Here is a 21,901-nt window from a genome sequence, read left to right as displayed (position 1 = left end):
GGTTGTCCTGCCAGTTGATCATTGGGTGGCCACCAACCCTGTGGGAGCGAGCTTGCTCGCGATGGCGGAGAATCATTCAACATTGATGCCGACTGATACACCGCTATCGCGAGCAAGCTCGCTCCCACAGGTTTCCACCGTGTTGCTTTTGTGACTTCAGAACCGCGGCTTGACGGTCTTCCAGTCCGGCCGGTAACGCTGCATCTGCCGCACATCGTCGCGCTGGCGGATGCCGCAACTGAGGAACTGCTCATGCAGCTTGCCCAGTTGATCCCGATCCAGTTCCAAGCCCAGGCCCGGCGCGCGGGTGATCTTCACGCAGCCGTCGACAATCGGCAGCTTGCCGCCCTTGATCACTTCTTCATCCGGCTCCTGCCACGGGTAATGGGTGTCACAGGCGTAGTCCAGGTTCGGCACCGCGGCCGCCACGTGGGCCATGGCCATGAGGCTGATGCCCAGGTGCGAGTTCGAATGCATCGACACACCCAGGCCGAAGGTGCTGCACATTTTCGCCAAGGCCTGGGTGTCGCGCAGGCCGCCCCAGTAATGGTGGTCGGCCAACACGATCTGCACGCTGTCCTGCGCCACGCTGCGGCGAAACTCATCGAAATCGGTGACCACCATATTGGTCGCCAACGGCAGCCCCGTGCGTTTGTGCAGCTCGGCCATGCCCTCAAGCCCCGGCGTCGGGTCTTCGTAATACTGCAGGTCATCCCCCAGCAGCTCGGCCATGCGAATCGAGGTTTCCAGGGACCAGTTGCCATTGGGATCGATGCGCAACGGGTAGCCGGGAAACGCCCGTTTCAGCGCCTTGATGCAGGCGACTTCATGCTCCGGATCGAGGGCGCCGGCCTTGAGCTTGATGCTCTTGAAGCCATAGTCCTGGATCATCCGCCGGGCCTGGGCAACGATCTGCTCTTCGTTGAGCGCCTCGCCCCAACTGTCGGGTGGGTACGGCGAGTCGATGTGCTCGGCGTACTTGAAAAACAGGTAGGCGCTGAACGGAATCTCGTCGCGAATCGCGCCGCCCAGCAAGTCCACCAGCGGCACGTTCAGGTAATGGGCCTGCAAATCCAGGCAAGCCACTTCGAACGCCGAATAGGCATTGCTCACCGCCTTGCTCGCGTGGGAACCCGGCGCCAGTTCGGCACCGGCAATGCTGACCGGTTTCTGCGCGGCGACGGTCGCCTGGACGATAGCCCGCAACTGGTTGAGGTTGAACGGATCCAGGCCGATCAACTGGCTCTGCAACTGCTGCTGGATCGCCAGGGCCGGCGCATCGCCGTAGCTCTCGCCGAGGCCGATGTAACCGTTGTCGCTCTCGATCTCGATGATCGAGCGCAACGCGAACGGCTCATGGATGCCGCTGGCGTTGAGCAAAGGTGGATCGCGAAAAGCGATGGGTGTGACGGTGACGCGTTTGATCTTCATACAGCGGCTCCCGATGGGCCAGGTTTCAAAGCTTGAGGGGGGTTGCGACTGATCGGCTTCGACAACGGTTTCAGGCCGGCCGGACAGTGAGTTCGGGGTATCGCGCTTCGGTGCGGTGCGGGCGAAAAAGATCACCACGGCGGCGACCAGCGAAGTGGCGGCCAACCCATACAGGCCGCCCTCGATGGAACCGGTGGTCTGCTCCAGGAAACCGAAGGCCGTCGGCGCGACAAAGCCGCCGAGGTTACCGATGGAGTTGATCAAGGCGATCACCGCCGCCGCGATGCGCGCATCCAGGTAGCCCTGGGGAATCGGCCAGAACAACGCCGACGCCGCCTTGAAACCGATCGCCGCAAAACAGATCGCCACGAAGGCAAAGATCGGCCCGCCGGTGGTGGACATGAACATGCCGAACGCGGCGACCACCAGCGTCACCGCGACCCAGGCCTGTTGGAATTTCCATTTGCCGGCCAGGGCAGCAAAGCCGTACATCGCGATGATGGAAATGATCCATGGAATGGAGTTGAGCAAACCAACCTGGAAATCCCCCAGGTTGCCCATTTTCTTGATCATGCTCGGTAGCCAGAACGTGGCACCGTAGATGGTCAGGGCGATGGAAAAGTAGATGAAACAGAACAGCGCGATCTGCCGGTCGGCCAGCAATTTGAACATCGACGGCTTGATCACCTGGGCCGCTTCCCGGGCCCGTTGCTCTTCGGCGATGGCCGCGATCAATACGGTTTTCTCTCCAGCGCTCAGCCATTTCGCCTGGCTCGGGTGCGACTGCAGCCAGAACCAGACAAACCCGCACAGCACGATGGAGGCGAAACCTTCGATCAGGAACATCCACTGCCAGCCATGCAGGCCCATCCCGCTGACATTCAACAAGGCGCCGGACACCGGGCCGGAAATCACCGAGGCGATGGCCGAGCCGCTGAGGAAGATCGCCATCGCCTTGCCGCGCTCGTTGGCGGGCAGCCATTGGGTGAAGTAGTAGATGATGCCGGGAAAGAACCCCGCCTCCGCCGCGCCGAGGATGAAGCGCAGCACATAGAAACTGGTCTCGCCGCGCACAAAGGCCATGGCCATCGCCGCCGCGCCCCAGGTGAACATGATGCGTGTCAGCCAGGCCCGCGCGCCGTAGCGTTGCAACAGCATGTTGGACGGCACTTCAAACAGTGCGTAGCCGACGAAGAACAGCCCGGCACCGAGCCCGTAGGCCGCTGCGCCGATGCCCAGGTCGGTTTCCAGGTGACTGCGCACGAAGCCGATGTTGACCCGGTCGATGTAGTTGACGATGAACATCACCACCACCAGCGGCAGGACATGACGTTTGACCTTGGCCGCCGCGAGCGCCAGGGTGCTGTCATGGGTGGAGTCCGTTACGTTATTCAAGGGTGCCTCCCGATCATTATTTTTGTGGGGAACGGGACGATGATGGACGCAGCGGATTGTTCCCGTCTAATCTAACTTGGCACTTGATTGATACCTGGATTGAATCAATGTTTGAACTGGCCCAGCTACGCTGCTTCACCACCGTGGCGACCGAACTCAACTTCCGTCGCGCCGCCGAACGCCTGAACATGACCCAGCCACCGCTGAGCCGGCAGATCCAATTGCTGGAGCACCACCTGGGTGTCGAGCTGTTCACCCGCAGCACCCGCAGCGTGGCGCTCACGGCCGCCGGCCGGGCGTTTTTCATCGAAGCGCAGAACCTGCTGGAACAGGCCCAACAAGCCGCCATCGCCGCCCGGCGCTATGCCCAGGGCGACATCGGTTCGGTGACCATCAGCTTCGTCGGCAGCGCGGTATACGAGTTCTTGCCCAAGGTGATTGCCGAGGCCCGGCTGAAACAGCCCCAGGTCAAAATCGTCCTGGCGGAGATGAACACCTACCAGCAGCACGAAGCCCTGCGCGCCCGGCGCATCGACCTGGGCATCGTCCGCTCGCCGCTGCTGGAGACCGGCTATGCCACCGAATGCCTGGTGCGCGAACCCTTCGTGCTGGCGGTGCCTGCCGGGCATCCGCTGGCCAGCGCCGAGACCGTGAGCGTCCAGGATCTGGACGCCCAACCGTTCCTCATGTACTCCCACGCCGCCTACCCGCCCTTCAACGAACTGCTCACCGGCATGCTGCGCTCGGCCCGGGTCGCGCCGCAATTCGTACAATGGCTGGGGTCGTCGCTGACGATCCTGGCGCTGGTCAACGCCGGCATGGGCCTGGCACTGGTGCCGCGTTGCGCCAGCAGCGTGGTGTTCAAGCAGGTGGTGTTTCGCGAGATCGACCTGGGCGAAGGGGTGCAAAGCGAATTGCACCTGGTGTGGCGCGAGGATAACGACAACCCGGCGTTCACCATGTTGCTGGAAGGGATTCGGGGGGCGGTTCGGGAAGGCTTGTGAAGGCGGAGCAACAAGGCCCATGCGGTTGGCAGTGCCTGACGGAACCCAACGTTCCACCGAGCTTCGCGGACTTAGGTTGTGAGGGCGCTTGCGGCGCCCCCACAACACTACCTGGCGACTACCCAGGCTTGTGGTTATCCAGTACTCGATTGACCGCTAGCTCACCCAACATGATGACCCGTTGCAGCACCAGCATCGTTTGGCGTCTTGGGCCGTCCGTCAAATCGGTGAGGTCGCTGACCATCACGCTGGCGGATGCCAAGGATTCGCACGCCTCAACGAGCAACGTTTCGTCATCCACCGCTGCGTCGATGGTGAAGATCGTGCAGGGCTTGCGGGGCTGCATCTGCGTTTTCGTTGCCCCGGGGTTCAGGTAGTGCTTGAGCGCGCGGTCTGCCGCCTCTTTCAACTTTTCAGGGTCGAGAGAGTCGCCGTAGAGTACCGAGTCGATATCCGGGGGGTTGGGAGTAACCTTGAACATATAACTAATTCCCTCAGTTGGGGCCGCAACCTTTCTCGACTAAAAGAAGGGTGGCGGCTGTGCGCAGGTTAGTCGACCGGTGGAATTAGCAAGCCCGGCGCGCCCAGGGGCGCCCTGCGCACAACCACCATCAAGTACAGGGATAGAATGACCTGACTGAATGGTACTTACGCACTTTACTAAAACCATCCGGGCGACTAAACCCGACCACTGATGGGCAGTGGCAGGTAAACGATAGAGGCCCGGGGCAAAGCGCACAAGCCGGCGGATTCTGACGCATGCGTAAGTAAGGACGCAAGGTCTCGTAGCCTTTAGGGCGTAATGTGGAATGTATTTAAACGTGTCGAGCTGGATATGTTTATGGCAATTAAACGGGGCGATTTTTCTTCGTTATTTCTTGGGGCTGTATTGGTGTAAATACAGTGCCTTACGGGACGCTTTGGCCTCATCGATATTAAACGAGGTCATGCCGTAGATAATACGTTGGCGGATGCTTTGGGGAATTTTCCTACAGTTGACCGGCTACAACTTGTTGCGTTATCAAATGGCACCTTGCCCGATATTTTCCTGCGGTTCCTCATAGACCGATTGGACTTTGATCGTTCCCACGCTCTGCGCGGGAATGCATCCCGTGACGCTCTGCGTCACCTTCCAGAAGCGGAACGCGGAGCGTCCCTGGCGACATTCCCACGCAGGCGCGTGGGAACGATCGATATGTATTTTCAGCCTTAAAAATCACATGGTTGCAATTTGTTCCATGAGAGCTTGCTCCCTCGCCACATTGTCAGCGCTCTTGAGCCATGCACCCGGCTGGTTTGCCAACATCTCACTCCTAGTTGTACGATGACCGACGAGCACCCATCGCTCGCGTTCCTGATACCTACAACAACAAGGAAATCCCCATGAAAAAAGCGACATTGGTCATCAGCTTCTTGTGCCTGTTCAGCGGCTACGCAGCGGCCGCCCCTACATCGCCCGAGCAGGAAGTGGCCCAGGCGGTCGATCATTTGACCCAAGCCATGCTGCACAAAGACATCCCACAACTCCAGGCACTGGCTGCCGAAAACCTGACCTACGGCCACTCCAGCGGCAACATCCAGGACAAGAAAGCCTTCATCGCCGACATTGAAACGGGCAAGAGTGCGTTCAAGACCCTGGAAATGCAGAACCAGAAAATCACCCTGTCCGGTGATGTGGCCCTGGTGCGCAATCACTTCTCGGCCCAGGCGCTCAAGGGCACTGAAGTGGTGCCAACGGAAATCGAGAACTTCCAGATCTGGCAGAAGCAGAAGAATGGCAAGTGGCTGCTGATCGGTCGTCAGGCGTTTCGGTTCTGATAGCGGGTTGACCGGGTCCACGAGATATCTGTTTTGATCGTTCCCACGCTCCGCGTGGGAACGATCGATATGTATTTTCAGCCTTAAAAATCACATGACGGTTTGCTCCCCTCACCGGTAGTTTTTTCCCCTCAATCCGCGGCCCACTGCTCCCGGTACTGCAGCAAAAAATCCACAAAAGCGCGCACCCGTTGCGGCACGTAGCGGCCATGGGGATAGAGCAAGGTGAACGGCCGTGAGCGACCCGCGAAAGGCGCAAGCACCTCCACCAGTTGCCCGTTGGCGAGTTCCTGTTCGACGATGAATTTGTAAGTCTGGAACAAGCCTGCGCCATGTTTGGCCAGCGTCACGCCACCAAGCACATCGTCCGAACAACAGTAACCCCCTTCGCCGAACACCTCCTTTTCCTTGCCCTCGACATTGAACAACCAGGAAATCCGTCGTCCGCTGCTGGGCAATTCGAACTGGATGCATTCGTGCTCGTCCAGGTCTTCAAGAACCTGCGGCATGCCGGCCTTGTGCAGATAGTCAGGAGACGCGACCACTACCAGTTTCGCGTCTTCCAGCAGCCGGGCGATCATCGACGAGTCGGGTTGGGCTCGCACCCGGATGGCAAGGTCATACCCCTCGGCAACAAAATCGATGTTTCGATTGCTCAGGTGCAGGTCCACGCTGACTTGCGGGTACAGCGCCCGGAAGGCCGGCAGCAAGGGCAGGATGCGGTGATGACCGTAGGTGGTGGGCAGGCTGATGCGCAGTTGTCCGGACGGCACCGATTGCGCGCCCATCATTTCCTGTTGTGCCTCGACCAGTTGCGTCAACGCCTGGCGGCATTGCTCGAAATAGGTCTTGCCGGCTTCCGTCAGGCGAATGCTGCGGGTGGTGCGCACGAAAAGCCGTGAGCCCAGGCGCTCTTCCAGGCGAAAGATCGAGCGACTCACCGCCGCCGGGGTAACCCCCGCCAACTGCGCCGCCGCTGTGAAGCTACCCGCCTCCGCCGCCAGGCAGAACAGTTCTATGCTGCCCAACTGCAGGTCTTCGAAATGACGCTTCATGATTCATTACACCGCGTATCAACTGAAGTTTCCAAAGGCCTGTTTATCAGTCTGCGGCATATAAATACAGTGGGCCCTCAACGGCGTGGGATTCTTCCTGCGCACTTTCTCAGCAGCAGGAGTGCAACATGCCTTTCGTCAATGTGCGAATTACCCGAGACGGCGTCACCCGGGAACAGAAAGCCCAGGTGATTTCCGAAATCACCGAAACCCTCCAGCGCGTGTTGGGCAAGGACCCGCACTTGACCCATATCGTGATCGAGGAAGTCGACACCGATAACTGGGGGTACGCGGGGATGACGACGACAGCGTATCGAAGTCTTCCGAAGGAATAACGCTCTGCCCTTTCGAGCCCGGTCCAATTGACCGGGCTTTTTTCTGCCTACCAACCGGACTGCCTGACAATCCTGTGGGAGCGAGCTTGCTCGCGATAGCAGTGTGTCAGTCAGCATCAATACCGACTGGCCTGACGCCATCGCGAGCAAGCTCGCTCCCACAGGGGTCCACCGGGGGTATGTGTGGCCCCGGCCATTGATTACATGACGTATCAACTCAAGTACCAGAAGCCTTATTTATCAAACCCTGGCGCACCAATACCCTGAGTTCAACCAACGCCACACCGGCGCATCGGTTCAACTCAATGTGATCAGGAGTCAATCATGAGCCTCAACAAAACCGTCATCATCACCGGCGCTTCCAGCGGGATCGGCCTGGGTTTGGTCAAGGCGTTCCTGGCCCGGGGGTATAACGTGGTGGGCAATGCCCGCTCCCCTTCCGGCCTGGACACTGCCGCCGCCGAGCTCGGCCACCCGGCGGGTTTCATCGGCGTGGCCGGCGACATCGCTGACCCGGCCACTTCAACCGCCCTCATCAGCCAAGCCGTCGCGGCGTTTGGCGCCGTTGACGGGCTGGTGAACAACGCAGGTTTCTTCCTGCCAAAACCCTTCGTCGAATACAGCCCCCAGGACCTGGACGCGCTGCTGGACACCAACCTCAAGGGGCTGGTCTACGCCAGCCAGGCTGCTGCCGCGCACATGATCGGGCGCCAGCAAGGCTTCATCATCAACATTTCAGCCGCCGTGGCCCTGCAACCGAACATCCAGGTGCCGGCAGCTCTGCCGGTGTTGATCAAGGGCGGCGTCAACCAGATGACCCGCGCCCTGGCCCTGGAACTGTCGCCTCACAACATCAAGGTCAATGCCATCGCCCCCGGCATCATCGACACGCCCATGCACGACCCGGCGCACCGCGAATTTCTCGACAACCTGGCCCCGGCCGGTCGCGTGGGCACCGTCGAGGAAATTGCCGAGGCCGTGTTGTACCTGGCGGGCGCCGATTTCACGACTGGTGCGATACTGCCGGTGGACGGCGGGATGAGCACAGGCAAGTGGTAAAGAGGCAAGTGGTAAAAAGAAAACCCCCGAAGGCAGGACCTTCGGGGTTTTCATGACGCATTGGATTCAGAGCGTGTAGGAGATGCCAGCCTGCACGGTCCGCGGTGCGCCTGGGTAGGCATAGACGTTACCGAAAGCGCCTTCTTCGTAGTCGGCGTCGAACAGGTTCTTCAGGTCCAGGTTGAGGCGGATCCGCTCGTTGACCTTGTAGTAGCCGAGCAGGTCCACAACGGTGTAGCTGTCCATGGAGAACGCATTCGCCGCAGTCTGGCCGGCCCGTTCATCAACGTACTTGGCACCCACTCCCAGGCCAAGGCCCTTAAGACCACCATCCTGGAACTCGTAGACGTTCAACAGGCTGAAGGTGTTCTTGGGCACGTTGAGCAAGCGAGTGCCGGACGGGATATTGATGTCCTTGGTCACTTCGGCATCCACATAGGCGTAACCACCGATCACGCGCCACTCCGGCGTCAAATTGCCCGCCACGTTCAGGTCGAAACCACGGCTGCGCACTTCGCCGGCGGCCACGCTGAAGGTGGAGTCCACCGGGTCAGTGGTGAGCACGTTACGTTTTTCGATCTGGTAAACCGCCGCATCGACGCTCAACTGGCGATCCAGCGCTTCCCACTTGACGCCCATTTCGTAGGACTTGCCCTGTTCCGGCTTGAACCCGCCACCTTCGCGACTGGCACCGCTGTTGGGTTTGAACGATCGGGCAGTGTTGGCGTAGACAGCCACGGTGTCGGTCAAGTCGTAGATCACACCCAGGCGCGGGGTGACGGCGCTGTCGGTGACGTTCCAGTTCCGGCTACCGGGCGGGTTCTGGGGGACAAAACTCTCGTACTCATGCTCGAACCGCTCAAAACGCGCCCCGGCCAACAACTTCAAGCGCTCAGTCAGCGCCACCTGATCCTGGACGAATACACCAAACGTCTTCAGATTTTCCTGGTCATTTGTGGGCGTGCGCGTCAACGCCGGGCGTGGCTGGCCATACACCGGGTCGAAGATATCGATCGGGTAGGCCCCGACAGCGCCGGAGGAGCGCTGGATAATGGACTGGTAGTCGTAGTCTTCATACTCGATACCCGTCAGCAACGTGTGCTCGAACCCGCCAGTGGAAAAATGCCCGGTGAGGTTGAGCTGAGTGTCGCGGTCGGTCCATTCCAATTTGCGGTAGTTGAAGTTGCGACCCAGGGTACGCCCATCGGCGGCGATGCCATTGCCTTCGATGGCATTGCCCTGCAAGGTGCCGTCGAGCCACTGGGTACCGCCGGCCAGGGTCCAGTCGTCGTTGAGCATGTGCTCGAAACGCACCTGCAGCATGTTGTTGTCGTTATGCAACTTGCCGGCGTCTTTTTCGCCGAAGAACGTATCGCGTGACGCGGTGCCGCGCTGGCCGGCGTAATGGGTCACGCCACGGTCCAGCGGCGCATTGTTGCGCATGAAATCGCCTTCGAAGGTCAGGCGCGTGGTGTCGTTGACCTGCCAGGTCACCACCGGTGCAACGCCGTAACGCTCGGTCTCGACGTGGTCGCGGAACGTGTCGCCGCCCTCGCCGATCACGTTCAGGCGATAAGCCAGGCGCCCTTCTTCATCCAACGGACCGGAGGCGTCCAGCGTACCGCGACGCATCCCCTGGTCGCTGACCTGGCTGCCCAGGGTCACCGTACGCTCGGCCAACGGCTGCTTGGACACCACGTTGAAGGTGCCGCCCGGGTCGCCACGGCCATAGAGCATGGTGGCCGGGCCGCGCAGGACTTCCAGCCGCTCGATGGTGTTGGCGTCCGGCATGTTCGGGTAGCCACGGTTGATCGGGAAGCCGTTGCGATAGAACTCTCCGGTGGTGAAACCGCGTACGGTGAAGGTGGTCAGACCCTGGCCGCCGAAGTTGTTGCCCCGGCCGACCCCGCCAGCGTAATCGAGGGCGTCCTGCAGGCGCGTGGCGCCGAGGTCTTCGACAACGTCGCGAGACACCACGGAAATGGATTGCGGGGTTTCATGGATCGCCGTGTCGGTACGGGTGGCGCTGGCCGAACGGGTGGCGTGATAGCCCTTCACCGGGCCCTGTGCTGATTCATAGTCGGCATTACCCACGATATCCGTGGCTTGCAGCTCAAGGGTCGCCGGGTTGGCAGGGATTGGCTCTTCTGCCCAGGTGGAAACGGAGTAAGCCTGGAGCACACACAGTGAAACGAGAATCCGACGCATCGATGCACAATCCTAATGGAAAAAAGCCACCACATCTGGAGGCTGACAAGAATGTGTCGCGAAAGATACAACAACTCATTCCTGTTTGATATTTATTCCCATTAACTTCAGCATTTGTTGCCTGTCAGTCCGCTATCGCGAGCAATCCCCCCATACCCTATTGGCCCGCCGCAATCGACTCCTGCTCCACCCGCTGGAAGAACACCTGCGCACGATGATCCTGGGTATAAGCCACGTTCAACCGCAACCAGTCGCACGCCTCGCCCTGGGGCAGGAACGTCGAGCCTTGGGACAGTTGGATCTGCAGCTCTTGGGCGATCTGCTGCACCCGTTGTGCCGCCAGGCACCGAGGCCTGGCCCAGACGAACAAGCCCCCCATCGGCTCGGCAAATACCTCCCAGTGGGCCGGGTCCAATTGGCGCAGCGTGCTCGCCATCTGCTTGTTCAGGCGCTGGCGCAAGCGCTGGATCAGCTTGCGATAGGCACCGTTGGCCAGCAACGTCGCCACCACGTTTTCAGCCAGCAGCGAACAACCGATGCCGGTAATCATCTTGACTTCGGCCAGGAGCTGGATGATCTCGGGATGGGCGACCACGTAGCCGACGCGCAGCGAACTGGACAGCGTCTTGGAAAAACTCGCCAGGTAGATCACCCGGTCCAGGGCATCCAGGGAAGCCAGGCGTGAAGTCGGACCGTTCTGGAAATCGGCGTAGATGTCGTCCTCGATGAGGCGAAAGTCATGGGCCGTTGCCAGTTGCAGCAGACGATAGGCCACGCTCGGCGCCAGGCTGGTGCCGGTGGGGTTCTGGTACATGCTGTTGATGAAGAAATACGAAGGCTTATGCTCGTCGAGAAGCTGTTCCAGGCGGGCGATGTCCGGGCCTTGCGCGGTTCTCGGCACCGCCACGGTCTTGACCCCATGCAGTTTCAGCAGATTGAACAGGTTGTAGTAGCCGGGGCTTTCCACCAGCACCAGGTCACCGGGCTTGAGCAGGGTTCGCACCAGCAGGTCGAGGCCCTGGCTGGCACCTTGGGTGGTAATGATTTGCGCCGGATCGACATGAATATCGATCAGGCCCAGGCGCTTTTGAATGTGCAGGCGCAGATGAGGCGAGCCCAACGGGGTGCTGTAGTTGAACAACGCGTGGTTGTCGCTGCGCACCACTTGGCGGATCGCCTGGCCCAGGTCGGTGTCGTCGCGCCAGACGTCGGGCAGCCAGCCGCAACCGAGCTTGAGCTGCGTCGATTCATTATCGAACAACCGCCACCGCGCGTTATCCGTTTCGGGCTCCGGCTCCACGGGTCGGACCAACTGCTGCGCGACAAAAAAACCCGCGCCATGTCGAGACTCCAGCACCCCGTTGGCGACCAGTTGGTCATAGGCCTTGATCACGCTCGACTGGCTCAGGCCGTTTTCCCGGGCCAGTTGCCGAATCGACGGCATGCGCGCGCCGGGGCGGATTCCATGGGCGTTGATCCAGCCCATGAGGTGCGTCACGAGCTGCCGGATCACGGGTTCGGCAACGTTGCGATCGATCTTCAGGTCCACGGCTGCACTCTTGGCTAAGTGTTCTCGAATTTTTAGCGAACAGTTAAGCACAAATGGCCTGGACCTGTTCCTTGTTTGCGCGGTGCCCGGCAGAGATAGTCCCCGGGACTTCATGCACACCCTAAGGAACACCCTTGAACCCATCGCATCGACATTCCTGGGGGCTGGCTTTCGGCCTTTGCCTGATCACCCTTGCGGTCAACCTGCAGGCACCGCTGTACACCACCTACGCGCAGTTGTCCGGCTACGGGGCCGGCGCCACGGCGGTGGCGTTTTCCGGTTATGTGCTGGGCGTACTACCGGTCCTGCTGGCGTTTGGCGGGCTGGCCGACCGGGTGGGACGCAAACCGTTGATCCTGGTCGCTCTCGGGCTGTCAATGCTGGCGACGCTGGTGACACTGCTCTGGCCGAGCCTGGAAGCGCTGGGCGTGGCGCGCCTGATGATGGGGGTCGGCACAGGGCTGGCCTCGGCCACATCAACCGCCTATATGGCCGAGCTAATGGCAACCCGCGATCCCCGCTCGCCGGCCAACCGGGTCACCGCCAGCACTTCCCTGGGCTTTGGCCTGGGCGCGGCGTTGACCAGTCTGTTCCTGTTCGTCCATCACAGCGCCACGCCCGGCAGCTTCTGGTTGCAGCTGATGTTGGCTGCCATGGCGATCGTCGTGGTCTGGCGGCTACCGGACCCGGCGTTGAAAATCAAAGACGCACCGCTGCTGCGCCTGCCTTTGTTTCCCGCCGGCAGCCTGCCCTACAGTTTTTCCATGCTGCTGGCCTGGGCGACCTCGGGCCTGGTCATCGCCATATTACCGTCGGTGCTGGCGACCCATGATTTGCAGCGTTGGTCTGGCCTGTCGACCTTCACGGTCATCAGTTGCGGCTTGCTCTTCCAGCCCTGGGTTCGGCGCATGCAACCGGCCAGGGCGACGGGCTTGGGTCTGCTGATCCTGCCCGCGAGCTATGCGTTGCTGGCCTGGGGCGCGAGCGCCGGCTCCCTGCTCGCCGTGTTGCTCGGAGCGCTGGGCGCCAGCAGCGCCTGCTACGGTTTCCTGTACCTGGGCGGGTTATCGGCCATTACAGCCATGGCCGGCACGGAAAAGGCCCGGGTCAGCGCCGGGTTCTTCCTGTTCGCCTATGTCGGGTTCAGCATCCCGGTGGTGGTGACAGGGGTGCTGGCCGATCATTTCGGCGCTGACGTGGCGTTGATCGTGTTCGGCCTGGCGCTGCTGGCGGGGGCGTCTATCACCGGATGGCGGATCCTCGCCACAGTTTCGTACCCTTGACTGCTTCATCGCCTGCTCCAAGGACCATCCCGGCAAAGTCGTATACCATATCCCCACCTAAGCCGAACGACCCGCCGCCGTGACTTTATCCAAGTTCAACCTGCCTGACCTGGGCAACACCCCTTCCACCTCGGAAATCATCACCCGCCACCTGCGCGATGCCATCGTGGCCGGGCACTTTGCCGAGGACGAGCCCATTCGCCAGGATGACATCGCCCGGCAGTTCAACGTCAGCAAGATCCCGGTGCGCGAAGCCCTCAAGCGCCTGGAGGCCGAGGGCCTGGTGATGTTCCAGCGCAATCGTGGGGCGATGGTGACGCGCATTTCCGAGGCGGAGCTGGCGCAGATGTTCGAAGTGCGGATGCTGCTGGAAGACAAAGTGCTGCGCCTGGCGATTCCCAACATGACCGAAGCCACCTTCGCCCGCGCCGAAAGCATCTGCCGGGAGTTCGTCGGTGAAGACGACGTCGGGCGCTGGGCCGAGCTGAACTGGCAACTGCATGCCTGCCTCTACGAACCGGCGCAACGACCCTTCATGGTTAGTTTGATCCGCTCGGTGCACGACAAGCTGGAGCGCTACTTGCGCATGCAGATGAGCCTTTCGGCGGGCAAGGAGCGCGCCGATCACGAGCACCGGGAAATCATCAAGGCCTGCCGCGCCGGTGACGTCGAGCGTGCGGTGATGCTGCTGGACGAACACATCGCCGGGGTCTGCGAGACGTTGTTCAAGTTCCTGCCTTCCAGCCATTGATGGATCGGCACTGTGCCGATTTCGTCATCGGCGACAGATAAAAACATCAAGCCGTCGCCCCCCGGCGCGGGCCACGCTTGCCGTCACTCATCTGAACGGACGTGGCCCTCCCATGAAACGCATCACCGTGATCGACTCCCACACCGGCGGCGAACCGACCCGACTGGTCACCGACGGTTTTCCTGACCTGGGCCAGGGCAGCATGGCCGAGCGCAAGCAACGCCTGGCCACGGAACACGACGCCTGGCGCACGGCCTGCGTGCTCGAACCGCGGGGCAGCGATGTGCTGGTGGGGGCGCTGCTCTGTGAGCCGGTGGACCCGAGCGCCTGTGCCGGCGTGATCTTTTTCAATAATAGCGGCTACCTGGGCATGTGCGGCCACGGCACCATCGGCCTGGTGGCGTCACTGGCCCACCTGGGCAGGATCGGCCCCGGCGTGCACAGCATCGAAACCCCAGTGGGCACGGTACAGGCAACCTTGCACGAAGACCGCTCGGTCAGCGTGCGCAACGTGCCGGCCTACCGTTACCGCAAGGCCCTGACCCTGGAAGTGCCCGGCATCGGCCAGGTGGTGGGCGACGTGGCCTGGGGCGGCAACTGGTTTTTCCTGATCGCCGAACATGGTCAGCGCGTGGCCGGCGATAACCTCGACGCGTTGACCGCCTACACCTACGCCGTGCAGCAAGCCTTGGAGCAGCAGGGTTTTCGCGGCGAGGACGGCGGCCTGATCGACCATATCGAACTGTTTGCCGACGACCCGCAAGCCGACAGCCGCAACTTCGTCCTCTGCCCGGGCAAGGCCTATGACCGCTCCCCTTGCGGCACCGGCACCAGCGCCAAACTGGCGTGCCTGGCCGCCGATGGAAAACTGCAACCCGGCCAGATCTGGCGCCAGGCCAGTGTCATTGGCAGCGAGTTCGAGGGTTCCTATGAGCACTCGGGCGAGCGCATCGTGCCGACCATTCGCGGTCGCGCCTACATCAGCGCCGAAACCACACTGATCATCGAAGCGGATGACCCGTTCGCCTGGGGCATTCGTCCGTGAGCGAGGGCCATGTCGCCGACGTGATCATCATCGGCGCGGGCATCATCGGTGCAGCCTGTGCCCAGGCATTGGCCCGACGCAACGTCAACGTGTTGGTGCTGGACGCCGGTTGGCACGGCGCCACGGCGGCCGGCATGGGGCACCTGCTGGTGCTCGATGACAACCCGGCGGAACTGGCCCTCAGTCAATATTCCCTGCAACGCTGGCGCGAACTGGCCCCAGCCCTGCCCGACGGCTGCGCCTGGCGCAACAACGGCACCTTGTGGCTGGCAGCCAATGCCGAAGAAATGGCGGTGGCCCATAGCAAATACCTGAACCTGCTGGCCCATGGCGAAGCCTGCGAACTGATCGGCCACGCCGCGCTGCATCAGCGTGAACCCGAGCTGCGTCCGGGGCTGGAAGGTGGGCTGCTGATCAAGGGCGACGGCATCCTCTACGCCCCGGCGGCCGCGCGCCGGATGCTCGACGCGCCGAACATTCGCCAGCAACGGGCGCAGGTCAGCGAAGTCGACGGTCATCGCGTGCGCCTCGACGACGGTCGCTGGTTGAGCGCCGAAGCGGTGATTCTCGCCAATGGCATCCAGGCCACTGAATTATGCCCGGAGCTGCCGATCGTGCCGAAGAAGGGTCATCTGCTGATCACCGACCGCTACCCCACTACCGTCACCCACACCCTGGTGGAACTGGGTTATGTCACCAGCGCCCATAACGCCAGCGGGCCGTCGGTGGCGTGCAATATCCAGCCGCGCCCGACCGGGCAATTGTTCATCGGCGCCTCGCGGCAGTTCGGCACGCTTGACCCGCAGGTGGAAGGCTGGATGCTGGCGAAGATGCTCAAGCGCGCCGTCGATTATCTGCCGGGGCTGGCGCATCTGAACGGCATCAGGGCCTGGACCGGTTTTCGCGCAGCGAGTCCCGACGGCTTGCCCCTGGTGGGCCAACATCCACAGCGCCAGGGACTGTGGCTGGCGGTGGGTCACGAAGGCCTGGGCGTCACAACGGCGCCGGCAACGGCCGACCTGCTCGTCGCACAGCTGTTCGACGAAACCCCACCACTGGCCGCGCAGCCTTACCTGCCGCAGCGTTTCTTGGGAGAACCGGCCCATGCCTGACTTGTTTTTGGACGGCCGCCCGCTGTCCGTCGCCAACGGCACCAACGTCGCGGCGGCATTGGCGTTGGGCGCGGATGGTTGCAGTCGCACCTCGGTCAGCGGCCAGCGCCGTGCGCCGTTGTGCGGCATGGGTATCTGCCAGGAGTGCCGGGTGCTGATCGACGGCCGTCGACGCCTGGCCTGCCAGACCCTGTGCCACGACGGCATGCAGGTGCAGACCCGACCATGAACGAAACCACCGACCTGCTGATCATTGGCGCCGGCCCCGCTGGCATGGCCGCCGCCCTCGCCGCAGCCAGCAGCGGCGCGCGCATCATGCTGCTGGACGACAACCCGCTGCCCGGTGGGCAGATCTGGCGCGACGGCCCCCAGGCCAACCTGCCCAGCGCCGCCCGACGCCTGCGCGAGCAACTGCAAAGCTGCGCCAACGTGCGCTGCCATGCCGGCACCCGCGTGATCGCCTGCGCGGCGGATAAAACCTTGCTGGTGGAAGATGCCGAGCGCGGCTGGCAGATCAGCTACGAGCGCTTGATTCTCTGCACCGGTGCCCGTGAGTTGTTGCTGCCGTTTCCCGGCTGGACACTCCCCGGCGTGACCGGTGCTGGCGGCTTGCAGGCGCTGATCAAAGGTGGCTTGCCGGTGCGTGGCGAACGGCTGGTCATCGCCGGCAGCGGCCCCTTGCTGTTGGCCGGCGCCGCCACCGCGAAGCATCAAGGTGCACGTGTGCTGCGCATCGCCGAGCAGGCCAGCCGCACCGCTGTCGTCGGTTTCGCCGCGCAACTGCCACGTTGGCCAGGCAAATTTTTCCAATCGTTCAGTCTGTTCGACCAGCACTACCGCACCGACACCCATGTGGTGGAAGCGCTCGGTCGGGAACGGCTGGAGGGTGTGCGACTGCATCAGCAAGGCAAGACGATTGAATTGGCCTGCGACCGGCTCGCCTGCGGCTTTGGGCTGATTCCCAATACTCAATTAGGCCAGGCCCTGGGCTGCGCGGTTGAAGACCAGGCGCTGGCGGTTGACGCCTGGCAAGCGACCACTCGCCATGAACATTACGCCGCCGGGGAATGCACCGGTTTTGGCGGCAGCGAACTGGCGCTGGTGGAAGGCGCCATCGCCGGCCACGCGGCGGTTGGCAATAGCGCAGCCGCCCAGCAGCTGTGGCCGCGCCGCGCACGCTGGCAGAGTTTCGCCGGGGCATTGAGCAAGGCCTTCGCCCTCGATCCACGGCTCAAGACCCTGGCCCGCAACGATACCCTGGTCTGCCGCTGCGAAGACGTACCGTACGGCGAACTGGTCGGCCATGAAAACTGGCGCGAAGCAAAACTGGCAAGCCGCTGCGGCATGGGTGCCTGCCAGGGCCGAGTGTGCGGCGCTGTCCTGGAACACCTGTTCGGCTGGACACCGCCCACACCCCGCCCACCCTTCAGCCCGGCGCGAATCGAAACCTTGCTGAACCTGGAAGAAACCCCACCCACCTGAACCCGAAAACAACTTCCCTGTGGGAGCGAGCCTGCTCGCGATGGCGGCGTGACAGGCACTACATTTTCGACTGACACTGCGCCATAGCTCCCACAAAAAAGACGACGCCGGCCATGTACCCCTCGCTCACCGCCTTCGCCCCCTGCGACCTCGACACCCTGCTGCGCAGCCTGCAGCCCATCGCTCCTCTGCTGGACACCCTCGCGGACGTGGTGTTTTTCATCAAGGACAAGCAGGCCCGCTACGCCTTCGTCAACCAGACCCTGGCCCGCCGCTGCGGTTTCAAACACAGCGGCGACCTGCTCGGCCTCACCGCCGAACAGGTATTCCCCGAGCGCTTCGGCCCGCTGTACACCGAACAGGACCGCCGGGTGCTGGCCAGCGGGCGGGAGTTGGCCGACCAGCTCGAACTGCATTTGTATTACGGCAACCAGCCCGTCTGGTGCCTGACCCACAAGCTCGCCCTGCACGATCCAGACGGCCAGGTCGTCGGCCTGGCCGGCATTTCCCGCGACCTGCAACTGCCGCAATCGAGCCATCCGGCGTTCCACAAACTGGCGGCGGTGGATGCCCATATCAAGCAGCACTTCGCCCGCCCCATCAGCCTTGTCGAGCTGACCGCCATTGCCGAATTGTCGGTGGCGCAACTGGAGCGGCACTGCAAACGCATCTTCCAGCTCACGCCGCGGCAGATGATTCACAAGGCACGGCTGGAAGAAGCCTCGCGGCTGTTACTCGACAAAGACCTGCCAATCACCGAGATCGCCCTGCGCTGCGGTTACACCGACCACAGCGCCTTCAGCCGCCAGTTTCGGGCCCTGACCAGCCTTTCGCCGAGCCAGTATCGCGAAAATCAGCGCTGATTCTTGTTCCCTGATGGGGCGTCGAGCCCCGTGATTGCTCCCATCTGTAACACCCCGCCCCAGCACCGCCTCCTCGCCCTGCTTGTTAACGCCCGGCATGAAAGCCTCTAGATCAGCCCTCCAGTGACATTACTGCGCCTCAACCAGAAACGGGCACGCCGATTGCTTATCTAATATCGTATACGAAATCCTCAATACGATATCTCACCGCATTTATTCGACAGCGAGGCATTTATGAAAAACCCTGCATTGGCCGTAGCCCTCAGCGTTGTCCTCACCCCGCTTTTCATCGCCCCCGCCCACGCCGACAAGCTCGATGACATCATCGGCTCCGGCAAGCTGCGTTGCGCCGTGACCCTGGACTTCCCACCCATGGGCTTTCGCGATGAAAGCAACAAGCCGGCGGGATTCGACGTGGACTATTGCAACGATCTGGCGAAGGTTCTCGGTGTAGATGCCGAAGTGGTGGAAACCCCATTCTCCGACCGAATCCCCGCGCTGCTGTCGGGCCGCGCCGATGTCATCGTCGCCTCCACCTCCGACACCTTGGAGCGGGCCAAGACCGTGGGCCTGACCGTGCCCTACTTCGCCTTCCAGATGGTCGTGCTGACCCGCGACAACACCGGCATCAACAGTTACGCCGACCTCAAGGGCAAAGCCCTGGGCAACACCAGCAGCACCTACGAAGCCATCGCCCTGGAGAAGGACCAGAAAAGTTGGGGCAGCGGCAGCTTCCGCGCCTACCAGTCGCAGAACGACACCTTGCTGGCCGTCGCCCAGGGGCACATCGACGCCACCGTGGTGACCAACACCGTGGCCGCCGCGACCATCAAGTCGGGCAAGTACAAGGGCCTGAAGATTGCCGGTGACGCGCCCTACGTCATCGACTACGTGTCCCTCGGCGCCAAGCGCAGCGAATACGGCCTGCTCAACTACCTCAACCTGTTCGTCAACCAGCAGGTGCGCACGGGTCGCTACAAGGAACTGTTCGTCAAATGGGTCGGCACCGACATCCCGCCGGCCAACCTGACCGTTCCCCAGGTCTATTACTGAGGATCGACGCATGCCAAGCACGCCTGTCCGTGTGAAAGGCCGCAGCCTGGTGGAGGGTGCCGCCCAGGGCGCCCTGCTGTTCGCCGACGTGGGGCTGAGTTTCTGGGGCGGGGTCGATCCAGCCAGCGGCGAGGTCATCGACCGCCACCATCCCTTGAGTGGCCAGCGCCTGGCCGGGCGCGTGCTGGCGATCCCCAGCGGACGCGGTTCCTGCACCGGCAGCAGCGTCTTGATGGAGCTGATCAGCAACGGCCACGCACCCGCGGCCCTGGTGCTCGCCGAAGCCGATGAAATCCTGACCCTGGGCGTGCTGGTGGCGCAGGTGATTTTCCAACGCTCGCTGCCGGTGGTGTGCGTGGGGCATGAGGCCTTCAATGGACTGCGCGGCCAGGGTTTCGTGCGCCTGGAAGGCGACATCCTGACACTGTCTGGCCGGCCGCCAAACGACGGCTGGCAAGGTTCTGACCCAGCGCCGCAGCCGCCCACATCCTCAACCCTGGAATTGAGCGAACAGGACCGGGCGTTGCTCGACGGCGCTCACGGCAAGGCTGCCCAAGTGGCGATGCAAATCGTGCTGCGCATGGCGCAGATCCAGGGCGCCACGCAACTGCTGGACGTGACCCAGGCCCATATCGACGGCTGCATCTACACCGGCCCGGCCAGCCTGCGCTTTGCCGAACAACTGGTGCAGTGGGGGGCGAAGGTTCGCGTCCCCACCACCCTCAATTCCATTTCCGTGGACCAGCGACGCTGGCGGGAACTGGGCGTCGATCCGGCCCTGGGCGAACCGGCCAGTGCCTTGGGCGATGCCTACATGGCGATGGGCGCGCAACTGAGTTTCACCTGCGCCCCCTACCTGCTGGACACCGCGCCAAAGGCCGGCGAACAAATCGTCTGGGCCGAATCCAACGCGGTGGTCTACGCCAACAGCGTGCTGGGGGCGCGCACGCAGAAGTACCCGGACTTCCTCGATATCTGCATCGCCCTGTGCGGGCGGGCACCGTTGACCGGCTGCCACCTCGACGACCGGCGCAAGGCCCAACTGATCGTCGACGTACCGGCGCTGGGCCACGTGGACGACAGTTTCTACCCGCTGCTGGGCTATCACATCGGCAGCCTGGCGGGCCGGCGCATCCCGCTGATACGTGGGCTGGAACACGCCGCCCCCACCCTGGACGACCTCAAGGCCTTCGGCGCCGCGTTCGCCACCACCAGCGCCGCGCCGTTGTTCCACATCGCCGGGGTAACGCCGGAAGCCCTCGACCCTGCCGATGTCCTGGAGAGCGACGTCACCTTGCCGCAGGAAAGCGTCGATGCCGCCGGCCTGCTTGCCAGTTGGCGCGAGCTCAACAGCGCCCGGGACAACTGGGTGGACGTGGTGTCCCTGGGTAACCCGCATTTCTCCCTCAGCGAATTCGCTGCCCTCGCGACCTTGTGCACGGGCCGGGTCAAGCATCCGTATGTGGTGCTGGCGATCACCTGCGGCCGGACGGTGCTGGAGCAGGCCCGCAAAGCCGGGTACCTGGCCGCCATCGAGACCTTCGGCGCGGTGCTGGTGACCGACACCTGCTGGTGCATGTTGGGCGAACCGGTGATTCCGCCCCACGCCACCACGCTGATGACCAACTCCGGTAAATACGCCCACTACGCACCCGGCCTAGTCGGGCGTGGGGTGCACTTTGCCGCCCTCGCCGAATGCGTCGAGGCCGCCTGCACCGCCTCGACCCGCGGCCAGCCGCCGGCATGGCTGCAACCCACCGCCCGCACGGAGAGCCCGACTCATGTTTGACTACAGCTTCCAATGGCGCCCGGCCTTGCGCGCCCTGCCCGACATGCTCGCCGGGGCCTGGGTGACGTTCGAGACCGCCGCGCTGTCGATGATTTTCGGTGTGCTGATCGCCCTGGTGCTGACGGTGATGCGCCAGGCCCCGAATCGCTTGCTGCGGGGCGTGGGCAATGGCTGGGTGTCCATCGCCCGCAACACGCCCTCGCTGTTCCAGATCTACATCCTCTACTTCGGCCTCGGCTCCCTCGGACTGCACGTCAGTTCCTGGCTGGCCTTGCTGGCCGGGATCACCTTCAACAATGCCGGCTACCTGGCGGAAAACTTTCGCGGCGGCCTCAAGGCCGTGCCCAGTACGCAAATGCGCGCCGCCCGCTCCTTGGGGATGAGCGCCTTCCAGGCGTACCGGATGATCATCGTCCCGCAACTGTTGCGCATTGTGTTCTACCCGTTGACCAACCAGATGGTCTGGGCGGTGCTGATGACGTCCCTGGGGGTGGTGGTCGGCCTGAACAACGACCTCACCGGTGTCACCCAGGAATACAACGTCAAGACATTCCGCACCTTCGAATACTTCGCCCTCGCGGCGGTGCTGTATTACCTGATCGCCAAGCTGATCGTCGGGCTGGCCCGGCTGTTGTCCTGGCGGTTGTTTCGTTATTGAGGAGCGTGGGT

19 protein-coding genes and 1 pseudogene are annotated in these 21,901 nt (G+C 62.6%); 14 read left to right on the top strand and 6 right to left on the bottom strand.

All coding sequences use genetic code 11. The annotated features are described in order from the left end of the window. Nucleotides 1-156: 156 nt before the first annotated feature. Together AB4O22_RS09515 and AB4O22_RS09510 are read right to left on the bottom strand one after the other, a co-directional pair. Entirely contained in the window at nt 157-1,431 is a 1,275-nt protein-coding gene (locus AB4O22_RS09515; protein ID WP_305440661.1) for a glucarate dehydratase family protein, read from the bottom strand. A 33-nt stretch (nt 1,432-1,464) separates the two neighbouring features. Further along, a pseudogene (locus AB4O22_RS09510) lies at nt 1,465-2,826 on the bottom strand (MFS transporter); the annotation flags it as partial. Between the two features lie 107 nt (nt 2,827-2,933). Between AB4O22_RS09510 and AB4O22_RS09505 the strand changes: the two are divergent. Beyond that, nucleotides 2,934-3,830: a LysR family transcriptional regulator gene (locus AB4O22_RS09505; protein WP_003202532.1), complete on the top strand. Its 897-nt coding sequence runs from the start codon at nt 2,934-2,936 to the stop codon at nt 3,828-3,830. A 118-nt stretch (nt 3,831-3,948) separates the two neighbouring features. Here AB4O22_RS09505 and AB4O22_RS09500 read toward each other — a convergent pair whose 3' ends face one another. Beyond that, nucleotides 3,949-4,311, bottom strand: coding sequence for a DUF6124 family protein (locus tag AB4O22_RS09500; protein ID WP_460106677.1), 363 nt, complete (start codon nt 4,309-4,311; stop codon nt 3,949-3,951). A gap of 902 nt (nt 4,312-5,213) precedes the next feature. Between AB4O22_RS09500 and AB4O22_RS09495 the strand changes: the two genes are divergently transcribed. Continuing rightward, complete coding sequence (locus tag AB4O22_RS09495; protein WP_223472512.1) at nt 5,214-5,648, top strand: nuclear transport factor 2 family protein; 435 nt, start codon at nt 5,214-5,216, stop codon at nt 5,646-5,648. Between the two features lie 131 nt (nt 5,649-5,779). Here AB4O22_RS09495 and AB4O22_RS09490 read toward each other — a convergent pair whose 3' ends face one another. Next, nucleotides 5,780-6,703, bottom strand: coding sequence for a LysR family transcriptional regulator (locus AB4O22_RS09490; protein ID WP_223472513.1), 924 nt, complete (start codon nt 6,701-6,703; stop codon nt 5,780-5,782). Nucleotides 6,704-6,831: 128 nt separating this feature from the next. On the opposite strand from AB4O22_RS09490, the gene AB4O22_RS09485 reads away from it, so the two are divergent. Together AB4O22_RS09485 and AB4O22_RS09480 are read left to right on the top strand one after the other, a co-directional pair. Then, entirely contained in the window at nt 6,832-7,038 is a 207-nt protein-coding gene (locus tag AB4O22_RS09485; protein WP_013693518.1) for a tautomerase family protein, read from the top strand. Between the two features lie 324 nt (nt 7,039-7,362). After that, a complete protein-coding gene (locus tag AB4O22_RS09480; RefSeq protein ID WP_003202538.1) occupies nt 7,363-8,097 on the top strand; it encodes an SDR family NAD(P)-dependent oxidoreductase in 735 nt (244 codons plus the stop codon). Nucleotides 8,098-8,163: 66 nt separating this feature from the next. On the opposite strand, the gene AB4O22_RS09475 is transcribed toward AB4O22_RS09480, so the two are convergent. Continuing rightward, complete coding sequence (locus tag AB4O22_RS09475; protein ID WP_460096176.1) at nt 8,164-10,305, bottom strand: TonB-dependent siderophore receptor; 2,142 nt, start codon at nt 10,303-10,305, stop codon at nt 8,164-8,166. 157 nt (nt 10,306-10,462) lie between these two features. After that, nucleotides 10,463-11,854: an aminotransferase-like domain-containing protein gene (locus tag AB4O22_RS09470; RefSeq protein ID WP_460096175.1), complete on the bottom strand. Its 1,392-nt coding sequence runs from the start codon at nt 11,852-11,854 to the stop codon at nt 10,463-10,465. Nucleotides 11,855-11,988: 134 nt separating this feature from the next. Here AB4O22_RS09470 and AB4O22_RS09465 point away from each other — a divergent pair, with 134 nt between their 5' ends. The 10 genes from AB4O22_RS09465 (at nt 11,989) to AB4O22_RS09420 (ending at nt 21,890) form a co-directional block, all read left to right on the top strand. Next, on the top strand, nt 11,989-13,137 hold the full coding sequence (locus AB4O22_RS09465) for an MFS transporter (protein ID WP_223472516.1): 1,149 nt from the start codon (nt 11,989-11,991) through the stop codon (nt 13,135-13,137). Between the two features lie 79 nt (nt 13,138-13,216). Further along, nucleotides 13,217-13,888 (top strand): GntR family transcriptional regulator, encoded by a 672-nt coding sequence (locus tag AB4O22_RS09460; protein ID WP_003202544.1) that lies wholly within the window; start codon nt 13,217-13,219, stop codon nt 13,886-13,888. Nucleotides 13,889-14,000: 112 nt separating this feature from the next. Beyond that, nucleotides 14,001-14,933, top strand: coding sequence for a 4-hydroxyproline epimerase (locus AB4O22_RS09455; protein WP_003202546.1), 933 nt, complete (start codon nt 14,001-14,003; stop codon nt 14,931-14,933). After that, nucleotides 14,930-16,045, top strand: a complete 1,116-nt coding sequence (locus AB4O22_RS09450; protein ID WP_460096173.1) for an NAD(P)/FAD-dependent oxidoreductase — start codon at nt 14,930-14,932, stop codon at nt 16,043-16,045. Before AB4O22_RS09455 ends, AB4O22_RS09450 begins: the two co-directional genes overlap by 4 nt. Then, complete coding sequence (locus tag AB4O22_RS09445; RefSeq protein WP_460096172.1) at nt 16,038-16,274, top strand: 2Fe-2S iron-sulfur cluster-binding protein; 237 nt, start codon at nt 16,038-16,040, stop codon at nt 16,272-16,274. Before AB4O22_RS09450 ends, AB4O22_RS09445 begins: the two co-directional genes overlap by 8 nt. After that, nucleotides 16,271-17,527 carry an FAD-dependent oxidoreductase gene (locus AB4O22_RS09440; protein WP_460096170.1) on the top strand — a complete coding sequence of 419 codons (1,257 nt, stop codon included), beginning with the start codon at nt 16,271-16,273 and terminating at the stop codon, nt 17,525-17,527. The genes AB4O22_RS09445 and AB4O22_RS09440 overlap by 4 nt, the downstream gene beginning before the upstream one ends. Nucleotides 17,528-17,640: 113 nt before the next feature. Further along, entirely contained in the window at nt 17,641-18,390 is a 750-nt protein-coding gene (locus tag AB4O22_RS09435; RefSeq protein ID WP_223472251.1) for an AraC family transcriptional regulator, read from the top strand. A 234-nt stretch (nt 18,391-18,624) separates the two neighbouring features. Then, complete coding sequence (locus tag AB4O22_RS09430) at nt 18,625-19,443, top strand: ABC transporter substrate-binding protein (protein ID WP_014339130.1); 819 nt, start codon at nt 18,625-18,627, stop codon at nt 19,441-19,443. 10 nt (nt 19,444-19,453) lie between these two features. Continuing rightward, entirely contained in the window at nt 19,454-21,232 is a 1,779-nt protein-coding gene (gene lhpI, locus AB4O22_RS09425; protein ID WP_460096169.1) for a cis-3-hydroxy-L-proline dehydratase, read from the top strand. Beyond that, complete coding sequence (locus tag AB4O22_RS09420) at nt 21,225-21,890, top strand: amino acid ABC transporter permease (RefSeq protein WP_013693525.1); 666 nt, start codon at nt 21,225-21,227, stop codon at nt 21,888-21,890. Before lhpI ends, AB4O22_RS09420 begins: the two co-directional genes overlap by 8 nt. Nucleotides 21,891-21,901 lie beyond the last annotated feature (11 nt).

This window comes from Pseudomonas sp. S3_B11, from assembly GCF_054667715.1.
Note: the sequence above shows the minus strand (reverse complement) of the source record. Positions and strands in the feature narration are given on the sequence as shown.